This is a genomic window from Marinomonas sp. CT5 (assembly GCF_018336975.1).
Lineage (GTDB): Bacteria > Pseudomonadota > Gammaproteobacteria > Pseudomonadales > Marinomonadaceae > Marinomonas.
Map to the genome: position 1 here is coordinate 2,747,705 of NZ_CP025572.1, position 21,592 is coordinate 2,769,296.

Below are 21,592 nucleotides of genomic sequence, written 5' to 3' on the forward strand. Positions count from 1 at the left end.
AGATTGATATAAATGTGTGATAGCGAGGTAAAATTTGTCATCAGTTACATTTAGTCTAAATCGTTTTATACTTCTTAGACATGAAATATTGCTAGGTGACGACGATGAAACTAAACGATTTAACTGCGAGCGAAAAAGTGACACTAGCTCAGCAGCTTTGGGACTCTGTCGCAAGTGATCAAAATGCCATAAAGCTCACTACAACCCAAAAAAATGAATTAGACAATAGACTGGCACAATTCGAATTAGATCAAAATGTCGGCTCAGATTGGGACAACGTTAAGTCTAAATTTTTTAACTAAAGGGTGATTACCAAATGACAAAATCACTAAAAGAATTTAGAAAGAAAATTAAGCCAGAAGTACAAGAAGCTGCAAAGGCAAAAGCTGATAAAATCATTGCCAATATGTCTAGTTCAAATCACAAAACAAATAAACTATTCAAAGCAAACAACCTATCAACAAAAAAGCCGAGACATCTTTAAAAGAAACGTCTCGGCTTTTTGCATTAACTCTTGTTCTAACGCTTATTTATGACAACCACAGCCTGTGTGTTCGCCACTGAGTTCTTGCCAGTTTTTCAATTTACTAGTGCCGCCGATGCCTGAGTTGAAGCTGTTGGTTGGGTCGGTTTTTTGGTAAAACTCACGCAACGCAGGCTTGGCAATGTACTCATGTCCAACGTTATGCTCGGCTGGGTATTCTGCACCGCGGGCGTCATAGCTAGAAAGAATTTGCTTCTTCACTGCTTTGGCATCAACGCCTTTTTTCATGATGTAGTTTTGGTGCATGACGTGACAGAAGAAATGACCGTAGTACATTTTCACCGCGACTTTTTTTTCGATGTCTTGTGGTAGTTCTTCGAACCAATCGCGCTCATTTCGTGGGAAGGCCACGTCGATGGTCATGATAGAACCCAAGTCTTTTTTGTTCATTATGTGGTAACGAGTCAAAGCACCACCGGTCACGAAGCGATGTAAGATGGCTTGGTCTGCTTCACGCTTAGTACAAGCAAAGAAGCCCCCTTCATTGTCTTTAAAGAAGTTTTCTAAATAGGCTTGCGCTTCGGCTACACCATCGTTGCTGGTTTCGACTATCCAATGATGTTCGTATTTTTCACGGAAATCTTCCATGCGCTTTGGCAAATGATTTGGGAACAGCTGACTCGCGTATTGCATCATGATGTCAGAGAATTTAGACGGCATGAATTTCAGCTTGCCAGCCCATCTGTCCACTGTACGTTTTAGCGCAAACATTTTAGGAATGTATTTAGTGCCCAATTTATCGATCACCAAATAACTGTCTTTGCCGTATTTTTTACTGATGTCATAGCTGCTGCTGTGCATGTATTCACCAGACACAGGCAGATTTTTAAAGGTAGACAACATATCACGGCGCATTTGTTCCATAACCGCAGGATCATTGGTGCCAATGTAGAAGACTTGGTACTTTTCTGGAATCGGGAAGGTATCAATACGCACGGCAAAGACCGCCAATTTACCCGCACAACCAGATGCTTCGTACAAGCGACGAGGATCGTTATTGAAACGTGATGGGGTGTCTGCATCGACGTCACGAATACGCTCGTGGTATTCGTTGTCAGAACCGCGTTTTTCTGGGAACTGTACGTCTTTCTCTTGGTAGGTTTTGTTTTGCAGATTGGTCAGAATTTCTTCTGGATCACTTCCCAACTCAATGCCTAAGTTGTTCACCAATTGCAGTTCGCCGTCTTGTGTGACTTGGGCAAACAAGGACATTTCTGTATACGCTGGCCCACGTTGCACCAAGGCACCGCCAGAGTTGTTACATACACCACCTACGATAGAGGCACCGATACAAGAAGAGCCAATGACGGAATGTGGCTCACGGCCGTATGGTTTTAGGGTGTCCTCTAAACCAAATAAGGTGCTTCCCGCAAAACCCACAATCTGTTTACCTTGGTCAAGCAACTGAATGTCGTCAATACGCATGGTGCTGATGATCACGATAGGACGATCATAGTCCGCACCATTAGGTGTTGAACCGCCTGTCAGACCAGTATTGGCCGCCTGCATAATGACAATCACGTCCGCTTTCACACAAGCTTGTAAACATTTCCAAATTTCAACCAGACTACCAGGACGAACGACCGCATAGGCCTTGCCACCACCAAGACGAAAACCCTGACTGTAAGGTTTGGTCTTATCTTCATCGGTTAAGGTATATTGATTTCCTACAATGGCCTTTAATTCAGCAGCCAAATCTAAGTTGAAATGAGTTTCCGTCATACTGTTTTCCGTCATAGAGGGTACTTCGCAACGTGTCGGGGGAAAGAGGCGGGTATACTAAACCGATCAACCAGTAAAAAAAACTCCAGTAAAATAAATAGGAATCCTACTCATAAAGGATGCTTATGCAAAAAGAGGGTTGCATCAATCATTTGACAAGCATAGAAATACTGAATCAAGCATAAGGCGCCATTCTCTAAAATACCTAGAAGCTCAAACCAATCATAAGATGTAGTAACATAGGAAATACTATTAGGGTCATCTTGCTTTACGCTTTATCCTGTAAGTTTATCTCTTTCTATTACAATAGAAATTTATCTAATTATTTGAATGAAATAGAGTTTATATAATGATTCAAACAATCGGCAGAGCACTTTGGTTTTCTCTTTTTTTGATGAGCGCTCTTATCGCTTCACTGGCCGACGCACAAACTTATGAACCATCAAATATTGATAAAGCCCTGTATTTTAATGCCAATATCAGAGATGCTGAGTTTTGTTCTATGGTCTTCTCTCAAGAAAATCAGCAATTGCTCGCTGTTAATAAATACAATGGCAAAATCATTTCCAACCCTGCCATGACCTGCCCAGACATGTTTTCATGGAAATTATTTGCAGAATCAGTTGAAGATCAATTCTGGCGTAATTGGGCGGACCAAAAGCAGAATTGGCCAAATGAACCCTATCCACTGTGTGCAGCAGGGCAGAGTCCACCAGCCGATCAGTGTTGTGCCTTTGGGAATAATCAAAACAGCCAAGGCCACTGCCCTATTTATCCGGGCAACAAAACATCATCAAATAAAACACAAGATCCGTTGCGCTCTACTAGCGCGTCTCTTCATGGCGCCGCCATCAGTAAATCTGAATTTAAACAGCGTATTAAAAACGCCAAAAAACAATCTCGCTCAAACCAGCAAAGCTGCTCTGCGGTAGAAATAAATGGCTCTGTCACCGATGTAAGAAAACAGATTTACGCCACATTTGCCCCAGAAAATAGCGAAAGTATTGGCCGTATTATTCGACAAACCAGTACGGAATTAACGTTACGAAATCAGCCTTTCCATGATTATCTGTTCAAGAACAATCTTTATAACACCTCAGGTTTGTTAGCGATTTATAACCAAAATAACGACAACCTACAAAACAGCGCCCCTTATCATTTACGAAATCAATCCGCGACGCGCTCAAGGTCAGCAAACCTTTCCCGGATTGATCTGCCTCCTGATGCCGTCATGATGAAAAGCAATTGGGTACATCAAGCGCTGTACGAAACTCTGGCTGAGCGTTTTGCTAAGCAATACGCCACTAAGTTTATTCAAGCTCATGGTGGAAGATTAAATGCGGAACAGAAAGTCGAGCTAGATAACGCCCTAGCACAGCGAAAAGAGTCCGCTCAGTCAAATCAGTTTATCCATACGGCTAACATTTCAACGGATATTAATTTGCAGGCGCTTGGTATTAGCCATGAAGAGCGGCATTGCAATCTAACAGGCACACATTATTTGCTGTCCTTTCATATCTCATCGAAAGACATACCAAACTGGGTGTGGGCAACCTTCGAACACGTCAATCTACCGGGACGATGCGATCTCACCGGCTGCAATGATTCATATGGATTCAAAAGCTCAGATAAACGCCGCCCAGAAGGCACAGCAGACAACTACGTGGCCGCCAATCAACACAGTGATAATTTGAGCGATGGGCAAATTGTTTTTGATAACGATGCCGGCTATCCGGCAGAAGACATACGTCCCGAGTGGGAAGCCCTGCTTAATACATTAAACATTGGTACAGAAGAGAAATCGGCGATAGAACCGAGCGCCGCAGACAAGGCTTGGCGACATTATCGTTTGAAAGGTTCTCAAGTGGAGTTTGTTAACGCAAAAGGGATGCCGACAATACTGGGCAATTCGATTACTGAAGCCGGTTTTATGGAGGGTTCTAGCTGTATTTCCTGTCACTCACGAGCGACCATTGCCCCCAATCTTAACCCGGTACCTGGCGATACAGCGATCGTTTCCCCCTTATCTATGTTCCAACGAGATGTAAGTGCTTTTGGATACCGCCGTGGCACTCATGGTATTCCTAACCCTAATTGGTTTTACAACGACCACAGTGATGCACCTAAAGTTGAAGCCTTACAAACCGATTTTATTTGGGGATTTTTATTTGCCAAAGATGTTGTACCCGCTAGCAAACAGCCATAACAAGATCAGTTACGTTTTAATCTAAAGTCCAAACTAAAGCAGAAGCTTAAGATACCGCTTCTGCTTTTTTAATCTCATCTCGGATATCCAGCAAAAGCGATAACGCATTCTCGCCATTCATATTATAAGGGTCAAAGTTTACGCTCTTAGTATGCTGATAAAAGAGTTCACGAAGGCTGTCTGTATTCTGTAAATAGCCCATATTCCAACCAGCAAACTCTCTAGCTGAAATCGTTTGATAATCTATAATCTCGGGGTTCTTATGACGATCATCTGTCACTATTTTATGATAAATCTCATTCACATCTTTACGAGTTCCTTCTAAGCACTGAAGGAAGAAGCGGCGATTAAATGATAACAAGCCAGTCACATTCAAGGCTTTATTATTCACTCTAGCCACTTTTAGAATACGAGCAATGTCATCCACTTCAAATTGCTCAGTAATAGTACTTGTATAAATAAGTCGAACTAAATCCACATTAAGCCCTCCCCTAACGAATACATAAATACATCATTCAGGTTGAGGTTAACGATTTTATCTATAAAAATAATGTGGACTTTAGTAATTTTTATATGGTTTTTTATTTAATCGGATATTTTCCAATCTTAATGTTAGTGCTCAACAGCAATATATACATCAACGCTGTTTTCACTGGTATAACATTCAAAATCCACAGTATAAAGGCGCTGGTGAGCACAATTGTCACCACTAAAGTAGCGCCAGATCTCACCCCACACATCGATCACGATTTGTGGCATTTCTCCTTCGCCGGAGAAGACTAAATATTCCCCAGCTGGCAGGACTACCATTTCGAGCTCTTTTTTTGACTCCACCATACTGGGATCAGATCCCACTAAAACATTGAAGTCACCCGTATAGTCCGAGTCATATTGATAATACACGCCATATAAACAGGCCCCCTTTTCGTAGTTCACATTAGCTTGCTGTGCAAAAGTTTGATGCAAAGCTCCGATCTTCGCCGTTTCCGGCTGCATTTCACTGGCATTATTGGTTCTTACACTTAAACCTGCTACACGATGTTCAACTAGGGTGACTTGCTTCATGGCTCCTCCAACTTTCTTCATCTTAATAGGACTTAACTCGAATGTTGCCACTATATCGACAACTATGACACTTTATGTCACATTAAAATAATGACCCGCGCCAATACAACAAAACATTTAGATCGATTAGAGCAATTAACCGCCATTCTGAAATCAGAAGATGCTCTGACGAGTAAAATGATTGCAGAAGAATTGAATATCAGTGAGCGAACTTTATTTCGCGATATCGGTATTTTGCGAGAACGGGGTTTACCCATCGAAGCCGACAAAGGTCGCGGTGGCGGCATTAAACTTCATCGACATTGGGGCGTTGGACGGCTGTCATTAGAAAGCCAAGAAATAATTGATTTACTCATCAGTCTCGCCATTGCAGAAAGCATGGGGCCAACCTTGTTTATGAGGAATATCGATACCGTTCGTCAAAAGCTGATGGCATCTTTTTCTCCTAAACAAAAAGAAAAAATGCACCAACTACGCAAACGTATCCATGTTGGAGAGCAAGCATCTCCAGATGTTTTACAGTCTTTCAGCACAAAAAAACAAGAGACAAAAGCAACGATTGAAACCCTACATCACGCTTTTCTTTTTAATCGTCGTCTCTCAATTATTTATCAAGACTTTTATAACCAAGAAACGCAGCGAGACATTGAAGCCCATTATTTATATTTGGGCTTCCCTGTTTGGTATCTATTAGCGTGGGATTATCTTAGAAATGACGTACGCATTTTTCGCTATGATCGCATCAAACAAGCGGACATTTTGCCACAAGAATTTACAGTAAGACCGCTAAGTGATTTTCATGACATTCTTACCAAGCAGAATGTTAGAACTCTCTAATCCTTCACTTTTTTTGCGTTTGCGCCATGTCGCTGAAAAAATGCATTCATATCTTGGGCAATTGGCGCCTTGCTCTTAAAGAACCACATTAGGCTTGAAACCATTTCTACATGGTCTACGCCTTCATATACCTTGCTCTCAACTTGCCCTTTCTCTGTCTGTATTTTATCGATCAGCTTATCCATGTTGCTTTTGTAGACAATTTCATCATCGGCTCCCCACAGAAGTAACATTGGAGGCTCCGTACCATCGATAAAAGTAGGAACTTGCATATTGGGGTAGTTTTCAGGCGGCCCAAACATATCTTTATAATCTTCTTCCCTCGGCACAAAATCGTAGGGACCGGACAGACCCGCAAAGCCCTTAATAATTGAGGGAGACAATCCATTTGCTTCCAAATAATGTTTATCGGCGGTGACCAAAGCACCAATGTGAGCACCAGCAGAATGACCGGCTACGTATAAGCGCTCCGGATCACCTTGATATTCGGCAATATGACGATAGGTCCAAGCGACCGCTTTCGCCCCATCTTCAACAAAGGTAGGGAATTTGACTTGTGGATACTTGCTGTAATCGGCAATAACCGTCACATAACCTTGCTTTGCAAACAGCTCACCCACAAAAGGATACATGTCTTTTGAACCGTCTTTCCAGCTTCCGCCATAGAAGAAGACAATGACTGGCTTGGATTCTTGCGTCTCATTAGGAAACACATAAATGTCGAGTTTCTGCCACTTCTTCGCCCCATAGGCTATGTCTTTTGTAGATTTAGTATCACTAAAATGACTTGGTAAGTTGGCGACTTCAATACCTACTTTGGTACAGGCCGCCAGTAGCAAAGAGCTTAGCGCGACACCTATTTTTTTTACGCCCAAGACGGTCTCCTTATTTCGTTTACATTGAGCACATAGTTATTTACTACGAAGACAACAGGAAAGAAGATCACAATTTTTTGAAATTTTTAAAGCTGCCCTTTGCTTTGCTGACCTCCTTACTTTATTTTCATAAAGAAAAGTCACACGACACACAACAATAACAATTGACTAACATCAGGTAGGACTCATGAAGGATATCATTGCGCAATTAACGGATGCACTTGGAAAAAACACGCTTATCTCAGGCTCTTCGATTAGTGATAAATACAAAACCGATTGGAGTGGCGTTGCAGGCTCTTTACCTATTGCTCTTATTCGAGCTTCTTCAACAGAAGACGTCGCCAACACATTAAAAATCTGCAATGAAAATAAACAGCCTGTGGTCATTCAAGGCGGCCTCACCGGTATTAGCGGTGGCGCTGTACCGCAACACAACGAAATCGCCATTTCATTAGAAAGAATGTCTGGCGTTATCGAAATAGACACAGACTCAATGACCATTACCGCTCACGCGGGAACCCCTCTCCAAGTTCTCCAAGAAGCCGCAGAAGAAGTAGGACTCTGTTTACCCTTAGATATGGGATCACGTGGCACTTGTACGGCTGGCGGTGTCGTTTCTACCAACGCAGGTGGTAATCAAGTTATTCGCTATGGTTCAACCCGAGCCTTGGTACTTGGTTTAGAAGCCGTGCTTCCTGATGGCACCGTTATCAGCGCTCTCAACAAGATGCTGAAAAACAATGCGGGATTCGACCTTAAACATTTATTTATCGGCTCTGAAGGCACATTGGGGATTGTCACTAAAGTCGTGATGCGACTTTTTCCAAAAGCGAACGCCGTTCAAACGGCTTTGTGCGCTTTATCGAATTTTTCCGATGTGCTCGCATTACTCAAAAAAAGCTATTCCGAATTAGGTGATGGCATCACCTCTTTTGAAGTCATGTGGGCCAATTACTTTGATGAAGTCATTGATACGGTTGAGCAAGCCAGCAGTCCTTTTCAAGAGAAACATGCTTTTTACGCTCTGATCGAATACCAAGGGCGAGACCATGAACAGGATAATGAAACCTTCTCAAGGGTACTGTTCGAAGCCATGGAAGCGGAATTAGTTTCTGATGCCGTGGTTGCCCAGTCCGCTAAACAAACGGCTTCATTCTGGCAGATCCGTGACGGCATAGGTGAACTTCTTGCCACCATGGGTCCTGTGGTTAATACCGATATCAGTGTACCAATCAGCCAAATGGAAAACTTTGTAGAACAACTAGAATCATCACTCTATGAAGCCTTTTCGGATATCAAACTGCGTATTTTTGGTCATATCGGCGATAGTAACTTGCACCTTTGCGCTGGAACCGGATCTGCTGAGGACCTAGACGCTATCTCGGCAAATATAATGGCGATGACAGGGCAATTTAAAGGCTCGGTTTCAGCGGAGCATGGTATCGGAGTCTTAAAGAGAAAGTACTTACACTACTCAAGAACGCCAGAAGAAATTGCCCTCATGCGAGCGTTAAAAAACACCATGGACCCGAATGGGATTTTAAATGCAGGTAGAGTTATTTAACTCCTCTCATTAACGTATTTCAAAAACAAAAAAGCCGCTCGTGAGAGCGGCTTTTACCAACCTTCTTCTAAGTCGTCAGGTTACCCACCAAATACGACCGTACGCTTGCCATTTAAAAACACACGTTTTTCAACATGACATTTCACAGCATTAAACAAAGTAACACGTTCGATGTCTTGGCCTTTAGCGATAAGGTCTTCAACGTAATGAGCATGGTTAACTACTTGAATACCTTGGGAGATAATCGGGCCTTCATCCAAATCATTATTAACATAATGAGCTGTCGCACCAACCATTTTCACGCCTTTCTCCCATGCTTGGTGATAAGGTCGAGCGCCTTTAAAACCAGGCAATAAAGAGTGGTGAATATTAATGGCGCGGCCATCTAGATATTCACACATCCCCGGTGAAAGCACTTGCATATAGCGCGCTAGCACGACTAATTCGGTATCGTATTGCTCAATTAATTCTCGCACTTGCGCTTCTTGTTCAAGCTTAGTCTCAGCGGTAATCGGCAAATGGTAATACGGAATACCATGCCATTTCGCAAGATCCTCCAAATCAGGGTGATTTGAGATGATAACAGTAACATCAATGTTCAATTGACCAGTACGAAAACGATACAGTAAATCGTTCAAACAATGGTCATACTTGGACACCATAATAGCGACTTTTGGCTTATGATTCGGAGCAGTTAGCGACCAATCCATTGAAAATTCAGCAGCACGTTCGGTAAAACCTTCTTTAAACGTTTCTTCATTGAAATCAGTATCTTGCGGCAGGAATTCTATGCGAATAAAAAAACGACCGGATTCTCTGTCGTCAAAGGAATGAATCTCATCTACATAATTACCAGCTTGCGCCATATATCGAGTTACTACATCAACGGTTCCAATAATACTTGGGCAGCTGGCAGTAAAAATCCAAGGAGCGGTTTTTGATTTCATACAATAGTCTCTTATTATATTAGGCTTTTTACTTCAAAATGAGGTTGGCCACAAAAAGTGGCCAACCAAAACAGTGAAATAAAGCAAGTGGATGAGAAGGAATTAAGCTTTTACTACTAGACCGTATTCACGACTTGCGTCCTGAATCCACAACCATAAGTAGTCAGCAAAACTACGGCGCACCACTAATTCAAACTTGTCATCTGCTAGACGACAAATCATCGCACTACTTTTAGCAAATACCGTCGATACAACCTTGCCAACAGGAAACTCTGTTGGATACAAGTCCACGCTGGTAGACTTTTTCAGCATGTTAACAACTTGACTACCTGAAACATCGTATATCGTCGTACCACCACTGATATTCACTAAGGCATAGTGGCCTGGTAACGTCTCTTGAAAACGACTCTCCAATTCAAACGCCTGATCACCAGCAACGATAATTAGCCATTCATCAGGAGAAATCCAACGAACAGACACCTTATCTGTTGTTACTGAAGTCAGAGGCTCCATTGGCAAAGCCACGCCAAGCAGTGACTCAATTACTGATTTTTGTTCATCAGATGGCACACAACGCAAAGTGAGCAAGCCCATAAGTTTACGCTCATGGAAATACACCCCACCTTCTTGTGGCCCTTTCTTAGCCATAGTAGCGAGATCAGAGTGATGCAGTGGACTTTCACCTGCAATAGTTGCGTCTGGAAGTTGGTTTGTTACCAACTTCCCTTCCATTGCTCCTAACGTGACATCAGACATTTTGACGCTCCCCTTTTGGATCTAAGAATACTGGGCTACAAATTTCAGCTTCAATTACGCGACCATCAACCAATGGATAAAAGACTTTTTCACCCATTTTGTTGTGTCCACCTTTAACGAATCCCATTGCTACCGAACGATTTAAATTTGCACTCCAGTAACTGGAAGTAACATGACCAACCATTGGCATAGGAATCGGCGCTTTAGGATCAAGAACGCCTTGCGCGCCCTCCGGCAATACTACGTTTGGATCAACTGTCTTCAAACCTACCAGTTGCTTACGGTCAGCTCGAACACAATCTTCACGTTGCATACCGCGCTTACCAATAAAGCTAAATGGCTTCTGCATAGACACAGCCCAAGGCATGCCTAGATCAAATGGATGAACAGAGCCATCGGTATCTTGACCTGCAATAATAAAGCCTTTCTCCGCACGTAATATATGCATGGTTTCTGTGCCGTAAGGTGTCAAATTAAACTCAGCACCTTTTTCAAACAGTTCTTTCCAAACATGTAAGCCGTAGTTGGCTTGTACGTTGATTTCAAAAGACAGTTCGCCTGTAAAAGAAATACGGAACACTCGAGCTGGTACACCCGCGACCGTCATAGCCTTCCAATCCATAAAAGCCATGTTTTCTTTGGAAACATCATAATCAGTCAGTTTTTCTAGTAACTTGCGGCTATTTGGACCAGAAATGGTCATAGTTGACCAGTGATCTGTCACACTATTGAAATACACTTCCAATTCAGGCCATTCAGTTTGATGATAAATTTCTAACCAAGAAAGAACACGAGCCGCGCCACCTGATGTCGTTGTCATCAAGAAATGGTTTTCCGCCAAACATGACGTCACACCATCGTCAAACACCATGCCATCTTCACCACACATCAAACCATAACGACATTTACCTACTGGTAATTTCGCCCAAGCGTTTGTGTAGACACGACCTAGGAATTCACGTGCATCTTTACCTTGAATATCAATTTTACCCAAAGTAGAAGCATCCAAAATACCAACGGATTCACGAGTCGCTAAACACTCGCGATCCAATGCTTGCTGCATTGTTTCGTTACCTTGAGGATAGTACCAAGGACGTTTCCATTGACCCACATCCTCAAATTTCGCACCTCGTTCAACATGCCAAGCATGCATTGCCGTGTAACGCTCTGGATCAAACAACTCGCCACAATCACGGCCAGCAATGACACCAAAGGTTACTGGTGTATAGTTAGGGCGGAATATCGTTGTGCCAGTTTCTGGTATTGATTGCTTCAAAGCTTTTGCCGCAATGGCCATACCATTAATATTGCCAAGCTTACCTTGATCAGTACCAAAGCCCATCGCGGTATAGCGTTTAACGTGTTCAATGGACTCAAAACCTTCACGACATGCTAATTCAATGCCTGATGCGGTTACGTCATTTTGATAATCGACAAACTGCTTAGGCGCCTGTGATGTTGGCTTAGTGTGAGGAATATGAAACAAAGCCATGGCTTTGCTTTCTTCAATTACTTCTGTTTCGGGAAGCATTGTTTCTTGTGCTTCTAATCCTAAATGAGACAAAGCATCCAAAGCGGCCTTTAAACCTTCTTCTAAAGCTTGCTTAGTATCAAATGAGCCATTGATAGCACCAGCTGTTAATTGCTTCTGAAGCGTTTTTCCAGGAGTAAAGCCAAGGATATCCTCATTCCATACTGGACGTGCGCCTGTATGACATGACAAGTGAATAACAGGACTCCAACCACCTGATGAGGCAACTGTGTCAGCAGATAACTTAGCAATAGCACCAACAATCGCATCGCCCTCTTCATTCAATGGCGCAACGGAAACACCAGTCACACGTTTACTGCCTTGAACATCAATGACACCGGAGCCAACCATAATACTAATGCCACGCTCACGCGCCGCATCAACAAAAGTACCCTGAGGATTTTTACGAGAGTCGACAATGGCTACTACATTACGACCAGCATCATGCCAATCCAATGCCGTACGATATGCGTTATCGTTAGAAGTCATTAATACCAATTCATTACCAGGCACAACACCATAACGATTAATGTAAGTAGAAACGGCATTAGCCACCATACAGCCAGGAACATCATTGTTACCAAAAACAAGAGGACGTTCATGGGCACCTGTAGCCAAAACAACCCATTTAGCACGCACGTGATGTAAGCGCTGAGCAACCTGACCGTTAGGTGCACGATCGGCAAACTGATCAGTACAATGCTGCTGAATAGTTAAAAAGTTATGGTCGTGATAGCCGTTCGCCTGCGAATTTGGCAACATTAATACATTATCAAACCCAGCCAATTCGTTAACGGTTTCAGCCACCCATTCCGTTGCAGGCTTACCGTTAAGTGTTTCTTTACTGCTTAATAAACTTCCACCAAATTCACTTTGCTCATCAGCAATAATTACCCGCGCACCAGCTCGTGCAGCAGTTAAAGCCGCAGTCAAACCTGCAGGACCCGCACCAACCACCATCACATCACAGTGCTGGTTCATTTTATCGTATATATCTGGGTCATTTTCTTTTGGAGATCGACCAAGACCTGCCGCTTTACGAATATAAGACTCGTACGTTTCCCACATGGATTTTGGGTACATAAAAGTCTTGTAGTAAAAGCCCGGCGGCATCATTTTCCCACCGAATTTGCCGATGTACCCCATCAGGTCAGTTTCAACACTCGGCCAACCGTTTGTTGAACCAGCAACTAGACCCTCATACAGCGACTGTTGAGTTGCACGCACGTTTGGAATTTGTGTCGCTTCGGTCGCACCAATTTGCATAATCGCATTTGGCTCTTCTGCTCCCGCTGCAACAATGCCACGTGGACGACTGTATTTAAAACTACGGCCGACAATATCAACCTTATTAGCCAACAAAGCAGACGCAAGTGTGTCGCCAGCGAACCCTTTGTACTTTTTCCCATTGTAGGTAAAAGTCAGCGTTTTGGAGCGATCGATACGGCCGCCATTTTGAAGACGATTCTTCTGAGTCATTGATCCGCTCCTTACTTACTCTGAGTTGCGTTGGCCACAACAGAAGGCTTTTCGCCAACTTTGTAGACTTCTTTAATTTCGTAAGTTTGGGTGTCACGAGTAATATTAAAATACTTACGACAACCTACCGCATGCACCCAAAGTTCATGGTGTATTCCTCTAGGATTCGAACGGAAATACAAAAACTCCCCCCATTCTTTATCCGAACAATTATCTGGATCGACCGGACGAGAAATGTGTGCTTGTCCTGCTGCGTGAAATTCATTTTCTTCACGGTATTCGCAACAATGCGGGCAATATATATGAAACATGATTAACTCTCCCGATTAATGCGCTACACCAGCAGCGCCGTGTTCATCGATCAGCGCGCCGTCATGGAAACGGAACATAGAAAAAGGTTTAGCCAACTCATGCATTTCGCCTTTCGCCAAAGACGCAGCAAATACATGACCTGACCCAGGCGTTGCTTTAAAGCCACCCGTTCCCCAACCACAGTTAAAAAACAAGTTTTTCACTGGTGTCTCACTAATGATTGGACAAGCATCAGGACACGTATCAACAATACCGCCCCACTGACGATTCATGCGCACACGACTAAAAATAGGGAACATTTCCACTATCGCTTGTATGGTATGCTCAATAGTCGTGTAAGAACCACGTTGACCATAGCCGTTATAGCCGTCAATCCCGGCACCAATAACCAAGTCACCTTTATCTGACTGTGACGCATAACCATGCACTTGGTTGGACATAACCACAGTATCAAGAATTGGTTTAATTGGTTCAGATACCAAAGCCTGTAAAGGGTGAGACTCCAATGGCAATTCAAAGCCGCCCATTTTTGCCAACACACTGGAATTACCAGCAACAACACAGCCTACTTTGTCCGCGCGTATTTCACCGTAACGACCAGTACGAACACCAACGACAGTACCGTCTTCAATAATTAAATCTTCTACTTCGGTTTGCTGAATTAAATCCACACCATGGGCATCAGCACCACGAGCAAATCCCCAAGCAACGGCATCATGACGAGCAACACCCGCACGTGGCTGCCAAGACGCTCCCATCACTGGGTAGCGAGCTCGATCTGAGCAATCTAATATAGGGACAATTTCTTGAACTTGTTTGGCATCTAGCACTTCACCATCAATACCGTTTAGACGGTTGGCGTTAACACGACGCTCGATGTCACGCATGTCTTGCAAGGTATGCCCAAGGTTCAAACAACCACGTTGGGAGAACATGACGTTATAGTTCAAATCCTGTGACAGACCTTCCCATAATTTCATCGCATGTTCATATAAATGCGCGGCTTCATCCCATAAATAATTTGAGCGTACAATTGTTGTATTACGCGCCGTATTACCACCACCTAAAAAGCCTTTCTCGATTACAGCAACATTGGTGACGCCAAATTCTTTCGCTAAATAATAGGCTGTTGCCAGACCATGGCCACCGCCGCCCACAATAATCACATCGTATTTCTTTTTAGGGGTTGGATTGCGCCATACCCGTTGCCAGTTCTCATGGTGGCTAAAACTGTGCTTTAACAACCCAAAGCCTGAATAATGCTGCATCAGATCAGCTCCCTTACATAAATAATCGATTCAACGATTATCGTGGTGTGGTTAAAAAAAGGTTGTAACGCCACGGCCTGCCGAGGCGCCGTAGATTAAGCGTTCACCGTGATAATAGAGAGAAAGATTTCGCTCCTAATGCTTGGAAGCGTCCAGCGAATGACAATTTACGACAGAGGAGATGACGGCTTTGGATATGGTATAAAAAAGGAGGTAGCAAAAGACAAAATTTATCGTACAAAACGACCATTTTACTATGTCAGAAACAAAGGCTAATAAATTGAATTATCAGAGATTAATCAATGTGAGAAGAAAGCGATTCTTCCTCCCTCTCACATTGATGGCATGAAAGCATTAATGGAGGTTATAGTAAGAATGACACAGCATATTCCAATGCTGTGGTAACACTCGATTGTCTCCAACCACATCTATGGTTTTAGTAAACAAAATATGAGTGGCAGATTTGCCAATCATGATATCGAATTCACCGGCTTCGACCATTCTTTGATGAGCAGAATTAGTAAAGTTCAACATATCAACCGGCAACTCAAAAACGACTGTAGCCGAGCCACCAGCAGACAAATCTACCCGCTGAAATCCCTTTAATTCGCGGATTGGTCGAACTAAAGAACAGAGTTTATCTCTTACATAAAGCTGTACCACTTCACAACCTGAGCGGCTGCCAATGTTTTCTATGTCAACGGATACTCGAATCACACCGTCTTCAATAGGATACTGCGACTGATCGACCTGCATATTGTTATAAGCAAAATCCGTGTAGGTCAGACCGTAGCCAAAGTTATATTTGGAGCCAAAGTGATAAGCGATAGGAGTACCGCCACTTTTCAATTTGTGATTATAAAAATAGGGCACAGCGCCAGCATTTTTCGGAATGGATACCGTCAAACGCCCCGATGGTGAGGCGTTACCCGCGATAATGTCAGCAATAGCGCGAGCGCCCTCTTGACCCGGCGCCCAAGCAAATAATACCGCAGCAGCTTTTTCTTCCGCGCCATTCAAATTATAAGGCCTGCCACCAGTGACCAGAATAATCACAGGCTTGCCTGTCGCGATGGCGTCATCAATGAGTTGTTGCTGAACGCCAGGTAAATCCAAGCTGTCGGTATCTGAGCCTTCCCCTACCGTTCCAGTTTGAAATAAACCGGCGAGATCCCCAACACAAACAACCGCCACGTCGGCTTGCTCAATCGTTGTAATCGCTTGCGCGATTTGACTGGTATCCCGCGAGACCGGAGACGTCATAGTCTGGTTCATGGCCAAATCCACATCACCCGGAAAAACCGGGGCATTACTATGACGTTCCGTTAAAATGTCGCAACCTTTACTGTATGAAACCTGCGCAAATGCCTTCTGCATAGCTTCCAGTATCGTTGGGCACACTTTGCTGTTGTCGTCATCACTGCTCAAAATAAGGTGAATGGGAAAACTGTAACCTCCTAACAAAGCCAGTTGATCATCCGCTGTGGGTCCTACAACGGCGATTTTTTGTTCCTGTTTCAGTGGCAAACCCGCACGATTTTCAAGCATGACCACGGACTGCAAAGCCACCTGATAAGCCAATTCAGTCGCTGTATCATTTTGCAGTTCAATAGGCGATTCATCGCAGTAGGGATTTTCAAACAAGCCCATTGAAAATTTCACCGATAAAATACGCGCGACGATGTCATCTATCTTCTGCTCTTCGATCAAACCTCGCTCTAATGCCAAAATCAGCTGACTTGAGCAAGCATCATCAGGCAATTCGATGTCCAAGCCAGCATTAAAGGCTAAAGCGGCGGCATGGGCTTTATCGGCGGCAACACCATGATGACTCGCCAATAGCTCTACCCCACCGTAGTCAGCCACAATCAAGCCATCAAATCCCCATTGCTCACGCAACACCTCGGTCAATAAATGATAGGAAGCATGACAAGCTTCATTATCGATATCGTGATAAGCCGGCATAACAGAACCCGCATTGCCAAGCTTCACCGCCATTTCAAACGGCAACATAAAGGTATCGTTGAGCTCCTTAAAACCTAGATGCACGGGGGCATGGTTTCTCGCCCCCTCACTAAACGAATGGCCAACATAATGTTTTAGCGTAGCCAGAAGGTCGCGCTTCTCACCTTGAAGGCCTTTAACAAACTCCGTTGCCAATACACCAACATGATAAGGGTCTTCACCCAGCGTTTCTTCGGTTCTGCCCCAGCGAACATCCCGCGAAACATCTAATACAGGGGCCAAACCATGATGAGCACCAACCAGCCGAGTTTGCTCGCCAATGGCTTGCCCAACTTGATGAATCAATTCCGGATTCCAGGTATGGCCATAATTCAAAGAGGAAGGAAAAAGTGTCGCGTCTTTGGCCATCAACCCCACCAAGCACTCTTCATGAGACATAGCAGGAATGCCCAGCCGGGTTTCTTCGACCAAATATTTTTGCAGATGATTGAGTGCTTTAACCCCTTCATTGGGGCTGATAACTTGCGTACCTAAGGGACGTGTAATTTGTCCCAAACCGTGTTTTAAGCGCTCTTGAATGGATTTACGTTCGTCCTGAGATCCCATCTCAAAATCGCGGTCTTGATGCTCGCCATTCGAGGCTAAGATCAACCATTGCGCACCAAGCTGAGCAATCTTTTCTTCTAGCGTCATACGAGCCAGTAAATCATCCACCCGTTGCTGAACAGTAAAGTTTGAGTCTTTATAAACTTCCATATAACGAATACCTTAACTATTTATATTTATTATCATTACTTCATTTTAGAAACGATTATTCTTGCGACCAATACCTTATATAGAAAATGGATTTCGCTTCCTCGATTTTGACTTCTTTTTCCCATAAGACCATCAAAATTAACATTATGTAATATCCCAAATCCGCTACGTTATTTCACATAGATAAGTAACCGAGCCTTACCAGAAAATTCGCCTTTGAAAGTCACCTAATAGAGAGCCAAAACGTCCCAAAAAATCATATTTTATTTTTTAAAATCATACAGTTAATAAATAAAAACCCTCAGTTATGAACTGGATCTAATCATAGACACAGCACAACCAAAAAATAAATGAACTTGAATATCAAATTTCATAATTGAGCAAAAAAGCATATACAGCAATGATCAAGCCACTAAAAGTTTGTTGTCAAAGTGGATTAGAGACAAATTACTTAAAATCTACTTAACAGCTTAATCATTGAATTTAAAAAGATAATTAAGACGTTTAAAAGACGCACTTTATTCCATATAAAAAAAGCACAAGCGATAAAATAAAAGCACGATCACATTAATAATAAAAAAGGACGTTCTTTATGTACCAGCAAAATAATAAGCATACTAAACCTAATAGAACAAATTGGAAAAAACTCTTTTATCCAGTCGCCATTGCGGCCTCTCTTACTTCTTCCTTCTCTTGGGCGGATACGACCATTCGTATGCTTCACCTTGAAGCGGACCCCAAAGTGGTTGCCATTTGGGAACAAGTCGCAAAAGACTATGAAAAAGCCAACCCAGGCCAACACGTCAAACTAGAGTATTTAGAAAACGAAGCCTTCAAACAAAAACTGCCAACACTGCTTCAATCCAATCAGCGCCCTGACATCTTCTACAGCTGGGGTGGCGGAAACTTTCAAACTCGTGTTGATGCGGGTCTGTTAAAAGACGTTACGAAAGAAATGCAAGACATCAAATCCAGATTCTCTGAAGCCAGCTTTGATGCCTACAACTATCATGGCAAGCAATATGGCCTTCCCTACATGGTGAGCCAAGTGGGTTTTTGGTACAACAAAAGCCTGTTCCAAAAAGCCGGTGTAGACGCCGATAAGATTATCACTTGGGATGACTTTTTAGCCGCCATCCAAAAACTCCAAGCCGCCGGTATTACGCCTATTACCACCGCGGGTGGTGATAAGTGGCCAGTGCAATTTTATTGGGCGCTACTGACTATGCGCCAAGCTGGTCAGCAAGGTATTCAAGATGCCATTGACAAAAAAGGCGATGGCTTCGCGGGTAAAGACTTCATCAAAGCGGGCGAAGAGCTAAAACGTTTAGTCGACCTAAAACCCTTCCAACCTGGCTATTTAGCCGCATCCTTTGGAGACTCATCAGGTAACTTTGGTGATGGCAAAGCCGCTATGCAGCTAATGGGAGATTGGAACTACTTATTCCAAGCTCAACAATCTATTACCGGCAAAGGCGTGGGCGATAAAAACTTAGGTTGGATGAACTTCCCTATTCTAAAAGATGGCAAAGGCAAAGCGACCGATACGCTAGGTGGTATTGCCGGTTGGGTTTTAACCGCCCAAGCCAGCCCTGAAGCCGTTCAATGGTTGAAGTATTTCTCGAATATCGAAATGCAGAAACACCTGGCCAAAATCAATATGATCATTCCCGTTGTCAAAGGCGCTGATAGCGCGATTGAAAACCCTTTCAAGAAGCGTATTGCGCAAAACATTGCCAACTCAACTTGGCACCAGTTGTTTTATGATCAAGCCTTTGGTGCCAATGTTGGTAGCGTGGTGAATGATGTCTCTGTAGGTATTGTTAGTGACTCGCTCACTCCAGAAGAAGCCGCTGAACAAGTGCAAGAAGCGTGGGAATTTGAATAACGCGAACTAAGCACGAATCGATCCATACAGCCAACTCAGGTTGGCTGTTATCTCTTTCATGAGGCTTGCTATGAGTAATGATGTCACCACTATTGAAAATCGCTCCAGTACTTCTTCGAATCAAAACGTGTCTCGCTGGTTTAAAAAAAACAATCACGGCAATCGCCTACTGACACTCGTATTATTTTTGCCACCCGCCCTATTACTTTTTACCATTTTTGTCATTTTGCCCATTGGTGAAGCGGGTTATTACAGTTTATTCCGCTGGAATGGTTATGGAGAGCCGAGCAAATGGGTGGAATTCAGTAACTACATTCGTCTATTCAAACACAGTGCGTTTGAAACGGCGGTGTGGAATACACTCAAAATAATTATTGTTTCACTGATTATTCAACTGCCCTTGGCTTTGATTATCGCCCTTTCTATCTACAAAAAAAGCTGGGCCAACAGTCTATTCCGTTTGATTTTCTTTTTGCCTTATATTTTGGCCGAAGTGGCCGCAGGGCTTATTTGGCGTTTTGTTTTTGATGGCGATTACGGCGTGATGGCAAAATTTACCGAGGCGCTTAATACCGACACTTGGTACATTTTGGCGGATAAAAACTGGGCATTTGTTGCCATTTTAGTGGTGCTTGTTTGGAAATATTTTGGCTTCCATATGATGATTTACATCGCGGCTTTGCAAGGCGTTCCAAAAGACCTTATCGAAGCGAGCAAGTTAGATGGCGCGAGCCGTTTTCAGGCGATTTGGTATGTGAAGATTCCGCTCATTATGTCGGGCATCACCATCTCCATCTTTTTCAGTATTTTGGGGGCGCTACAAACCTTCGATCTGATTATGCCGCTTACTGGCGGTGGCCCATCTCATAGTACTCACACCTTGGTTTCTTACCTCTACACCTTTGGTATTACCAGAATGAATGTTGGCTTTGGTAGTGCGGTGGGTGTGGTGTTGTTTATATGCTGTGTGATTTTTGCCTTCACGTATCAAAGCACCATTATGAAAGACAAAAAATAAAAGGAACACCCTATGTTAGCAATGCGAAGAATATCTTGGGGAAAATACATCTTCTTAATCTTGGTCGCGGGCTTTGTCTTAGTGCCTATGTTTGCCACTGTGCTCGGTGGGTTCAAAAGCTTAGGCGAATTACGCACCAACCCATTTGGCTTGCCAGATGTGTGGGAGTTTGAATATTACGCACAGGTTTTTGCCGATGGTTCCATTTGGCAGCTGATGAAAAACTCACTGATTATTGCGTTTTTCTCGGTGCTACTGACCATTATCATCGGCACCATGACCGCGTTTACCTTTTCTCATATTAAGTTTGCGGGCTACAAATACATTTATAACTACTTCTTAATTGGCATGATGTTTCCAGCGGCCGCGGCGATACTTCCCTTGTTTCTAAAGATTCGTGATCTGGGTCTATTGGACAGTTTATCTGGCGTCGTTATTCCCCAAGTGGCATTCGGGTTAGGCTTCAGTATTTTGTTGTTCCGCACCTTTTTCGAACAGCTGCCCGCTGAGCTGTTTGATGCCGCTCGCGTCGATGGCTGTAGTTACATCAAATTTTATTGGCATGTGATCCTGCCACTCTCTACCCCAATTCTTGCCACCGTTGGCGTCTTTGTCTTGGTGGCAAGCTGGAACAATTACTTGCTGCCTTTGCTGGTACTGAATACGGAACAACAATACCCATGGACGCTAGGCATCATGCAATATCGTGGCGAATATGGCATCGAATGGAACCGAATCTTGGCCTATGTCACTGTGACCATCAGCCCTGCCATCGTATTTTTCTTGTTTGCTCAAAAATACATTGTCGAAGGCTTAACGGGCGGTGCGGTAAAAGGTTAACCCAATTACATAGAATAAT

At 43.4% G+C, this 21,592-nt stretch carries 18 protein-coding genes; 8 read left to right on the forward strand and 10 right to left on the reverse strand.

The window, feature by feature from the left end; translation table 11 throughout:
* Window positions 1-104 precede the first annotated feature (104 nt).
* Together C0J08_RS13010 and C0J08_RS13015 are read left to right on the forward strand one after the other, a co-directional pair.
* Entirely contained in the window at window positions 105-302 is a 198-nt protein-coding gene (locus C0J08_RS13010) for an addiction module protein (RefSeq protein WP_212652372.1), read from the forward strand.
* Between the two features lie 14 nt (window positions 303-316).
* Window positions 317-484 (forward strand): hypothetical protein, encoded by a 168-nt coding sequence (locus tag C0J08_RS13015; protein ID WP_212652373.1) that lies wholly within the window; start codon window positions 317-319, stop codon window positions 482-484.
* A gap of 42 nt (window positions 485-526) precedes the next feature.
* Here the strand turns inward: C0J08_RS13015 and dld are convergent, their stop codons facing one another.
* Window positions 527-2,266, reverse strand: coding sequence for a D-lactate dehydrogenase (gene dld, locus C0J08_RS13020; protein ID WP_212652374.1), 1,740 nt, complete (start codon window positions 2,264-2,266; stop codon window positions 527-529).
* Window positions 2,267-2,615: 349 nt separating this feature from the next.
* On the opposite strand from dld, the gene C0J08_RS13025 reads away from it, so the two are divergent.
* The gene (locus C0J08_RS13025; RefSeq protein WP_212652375.1) at window positions 2,616-4,472 is read left to right on the forward strand and encodes a hypothetical protein; all 1,857 of its coding nucleotides are present in this window, start codon (window positions 2,616-2,618) and stop codon (window positions 4,470-4,472) included.
* Window positions 4,473-4,518: 46 nt separating this feature from the next.
* Here the strand turns inward: C0J08_RS13025 and C0J08_RS13030 are convergent, their stop codons facing one another.
* Both C0J08_RS13030 and C0J08_RS13035 read right to left on the reverse strand, forming a co-directional pair.
* On the reverse strand, window positions 4,519-4,950 hold the full coding sequence (locus C0J08_RS13030; RefSeq protein WP_212652376.1) for a BLUF domain-containing protein: 432 nt from the start codon (window positions 4,948-4,950) through the stop codon (window positions 4,519-4,521).
* A 134-nt stretch (window positions 4,951-5,084) separates the two neighbouring features.
* Window positions 5,085-5,537: a GyrI-like domain-containing protein gene (locus C0J08_RS13035; RefSeq protein WP_212652377.1), complete on the reverse strand. Its 453-nt coding sequence runs from the start codon at window positions 5,535-5,537 to the stop codon at window positions 5,085-5,087.
* Between the two features lie 90 nt (window positions 5,538-5,627).
* Here C0J08_RS13035 and C0J08_RS13040 point away from each other — a divergent pair, with 90 nt between their 5' ends.
* Window positions 5,628-6,374: a helix-turn-helix transcriptional regulator gene (locus tag C0J08_RS13040; RefSeq protein WP_212652378.1), complete on the forward strand. Its 747-nt coding sequence runs from the start codon at window positions 5,628-5,630 to the stop codon at window positions 6,372-6,374.
* Here C0J08_RS13040 and C0J08_RS13045 read toward each other — a convergent pair.
* Window positions 6,371-7,249, reverse strand: a complete 879-nt coding sequence (locus C0J08_RS13045) for an alpha/beta hydrolase (RefSeq protein ID WP_212652379.1) — start codon at window positions 7,247-7,249, stop codon at window positions 6,371-6,373. The genes C0J08_RS13040 and C0J08_RS13045 overlap by 4 nt on opposite strands.
* A 187-nt stretch (window positions 7,250-7,436) precedes the next feature.
* On the opposite strand from C0J08_RS13045, the gene C0J08_RS13050 reads away from it, so the two are divergent.
* Window positions 7,437-8,813 carry an FAD-binding oxidoreductase gene (locus tag C0J08_RS13050; RefSeq protein ID WP_212652380.1) on the forward strand — a complete coding sequence of 459 codons (1,377 nt, stop codon included), beginning with the start codon at window positions 7,437-7,439 and terminating at the stop codon, window positions 8,811-8,813.
* A gap of 80 nt (window positions 8,814-8,893) precedes the next feature.
* On the opposite strand, the gene purU is transcribed toward C0J08_RS13050, so the two are convergent.
* The 6 genes from purU to C0J08_RS13080 form a co-directional block, all read right to left on the reverse strand.
* Window positions 8,894-9,760 carry a formyltetrahydrofolate deformylase gene (gene purU, locus C0J08_RS13055; RefSeq protein ID WP_212652381.1) on the reverse strand — a complete coding sequence of 289 codons (867 nt, stop codon included), beginning with the start codon at window positions 9,758-9,760 and terminating at the stop codon, window positions 8,894-8,896.
* Between the two features lie 102 nt (window positions 9,761-9,862).
* Window positions 9,863-10,516 carry a sarcosine oxidase subunit gamma gene (locus tag C0J08_RS13060; protein WP_212652382.1) on the reverse strand — a complete coding sequence of 218 codons (654 nt, stop codon included), beginning with the start codon at window positions 10,514-10,516 and terminating at the stop codon, window positions 9,863-9,865.
* Entirely contained in the window at window positions 10,509-13,526 is a 3,018-nt protein-coding gene (locus C0J08_RS13065; protein ID WP_212652383.1) for a sarcosine oxidase subunit alpha, read from the reverse strand. Before C0J08_RS13065 ends, C0J08_RS13060 begins: the two co-directional genes overlap by 8 nt.
* 11 nt (window positions 13,527-13,537) lie before the next feature.
* Window positions 13,538-13,837 carry a sarcosine oxidase subunit delta gene (locus tag C0J08_RS13070; RefSeq protein WP_212652384.1) on the reverse strand — a complete coding sequence of 100 codons (300 nt, stop codon included), beginning with the start codon at window positions 13,835-13,837 and terminating at the stop codon, window positions 13,538-13,540.
* 15 nt (window positions 13,838-13,852) lie between these two features.
* Complete coding sequence (locus C0J08_RS13075) at window positions 13,853-15,106, reverse strand: sarcosine oxidase subunit beta family protein (RefSeq protein ID WP_212652385.1); 1,254 nt, start codon at window positions 15,104-15,106, stop codon at window positions 13,853-13,855.
* A gap of 354 nt (window positions 15,107-15,460) precedes the next feature.
* Window positions 15,461-17,827 (reverse strand): glycoside hydrolase family 3 N-terminal domain-containing protein, encoded by a 2,367-nt coding sequence (locus C0J08_RS13080; protein WP_212652386.1) that lies wholly within the window; start codon window positions 17,825-17,827, stop codon window positions 15,461-15,463.
* Window positions 17,828-18,419: 592 nt separating this feature from the next.
* Between C0J08_RS13080 and C0J08_RS13085 the strand changes: the two genes are divergently transcribed.
* From C0J08_RS13085 to C0J08_RS13095, 3 genes are all read left to right on the forward strand, one after another.
* Entirely contained in the window at window positions 18,420-19,715 is a 1,296-nt protein-coding gene (locus C0J08_RS13085) for an ABC transporter substrate-binding protein (protein ID WP_212652387.1), read from the forward strand.
* A gap of 70 nt (window positions 19,716-19,785) precedes the next feature.
* The gene (locus tag C0J08_RS13090) at window positions 19,786-20,733 is read left to right on the forward strand and encodes a carbohydrate ABC transporter permease (RefSeq protein WP_212652388.1); all 948 of its coding nucleotides are present in this window, start codon (window positions 19,786-19,788) and stop codon (window positions 20,731-20,733) included.
* A gap of 12 nt (window positions 20,734-20,745) precedes the next feature.
* Window positions 20,746-21,573: a carbohydrate ABC transporter permease gene (locus tag C0J08_RS13095; protein WP_012070453.1), complete on the forward strand. Its 828-nt coding sequence runs from the start codon at window positions 20,746-20,748 to the stop codon at window positions 21,571-21,573.
* The last annotated feature ends 19 nt before the right edge of the window (window positions 21,574-21,592 follow it).

Coding starts and splice junctions, on each gene's coding strand:
- dld (WP_212652374.1), bottom strand. CDS start 2,266: ATGACGGAAACTCATTTCAACTTAGATTTGGCTGCTGAATTAAAGGCC.
- C0J08_RS13075 (WP_212652385.1), bottom strand. CDS start 15,106: ATGCAGCATTATTCAGGCTTTGGGTTGTTAAAGCACAGTTTTAGCCAC.
- C0J08_RS13065 (WP_212652383.1), bottom strand. CDS start 13,526: ATGACTCAGAAGAATCGTCTTCAAAATGGCGGCCGTATCGATCGCTCC.
- C0J08_RS13035 (WP_212652377.1), bottom strand. CDS start 5,537: ATGAAGCAAGTCACCCTAGTTGAACATCGTGTAGCAGGTTTAAGTGTA.
- C0J08_RS13010 (WP_212652372.1), top strand. CDS start 105: ATGAAACTAAACGATTTAACTGCGAGCGAAAAAGTGACACTAGCTCAG.
- C0J08_RS13050 (WP_212652380.1), top strand. CDS start 7,437: ATGAAGGATATCATTGCGCAATTAACGGATGCACTTGGAAAAAACACG.
- C0J08_RS13085 (WP_212652387.1), top strand. CDS start 18,420: ATGTACCAGCAAAATAATAAGCATACTAAACCTAATAGAACAAATTGG.
- C0J08_RS13060 (WP_212652382.1), bottom strand. CDS start 10,516: ATGTCTGATGTCACGTTAGGAGCAATGGAAGGGAAGTTGGTAACAAAC.
- C0J08_RS13070 (WP_212652384.1), bottom strand. CDS start 13,837: ATGTTTCATATATATTGCCCGCATTGTTGCGAATACCGTGAAGAAAAT.
- C0J08_RS13025 (WP_212652375.1), top strand. CDS start 2,616: ATGATTCAAACAATCGGCAGAGCACTTTGGTTTTCTCTTTTTTTGATG.
- C0J08_RS13080 (WP_212652386.1), bottom strand. CDS start 17,827: ATGGAAGTTTATAAAGACTCAAACTTTACTGTTCAGCAACGGGTGGAT.
- purU (WP_212652381.1), bottom strand. CDS start 9,760: ATGAAATCAAAAACCGCTCCTTGGATTTTTACTGCCAGCTGCCCAAGT.
- C0J08_RS13040 (WP_212652378.1), top strand. CDS start 5,628: ATGACCCGCGCCAATACAACAAAACATTTAGATCGATTAGAGCAATTA.
- C0J08_RS13090 (WP_212652388.1), top strand. CDS start 19,786: ATGAGTAATGATGTCACCACTATTGAAAATCGCTCCAGTACTTCTTCG.
- C0J08_RS13095 (WP_012070453.1), top strand. CDS start 20,746: ATGTTAGCAATGCGAAGAATATCTTGGGGAAAATACATCTTCTTAATC.
- C0J08_RS13015 (WP_212652373.1), top strand. CDS start 317: ATGACAAAATCACTAAAAGAATTTAGAAAGAAAATTAAGCCAGAAGTA.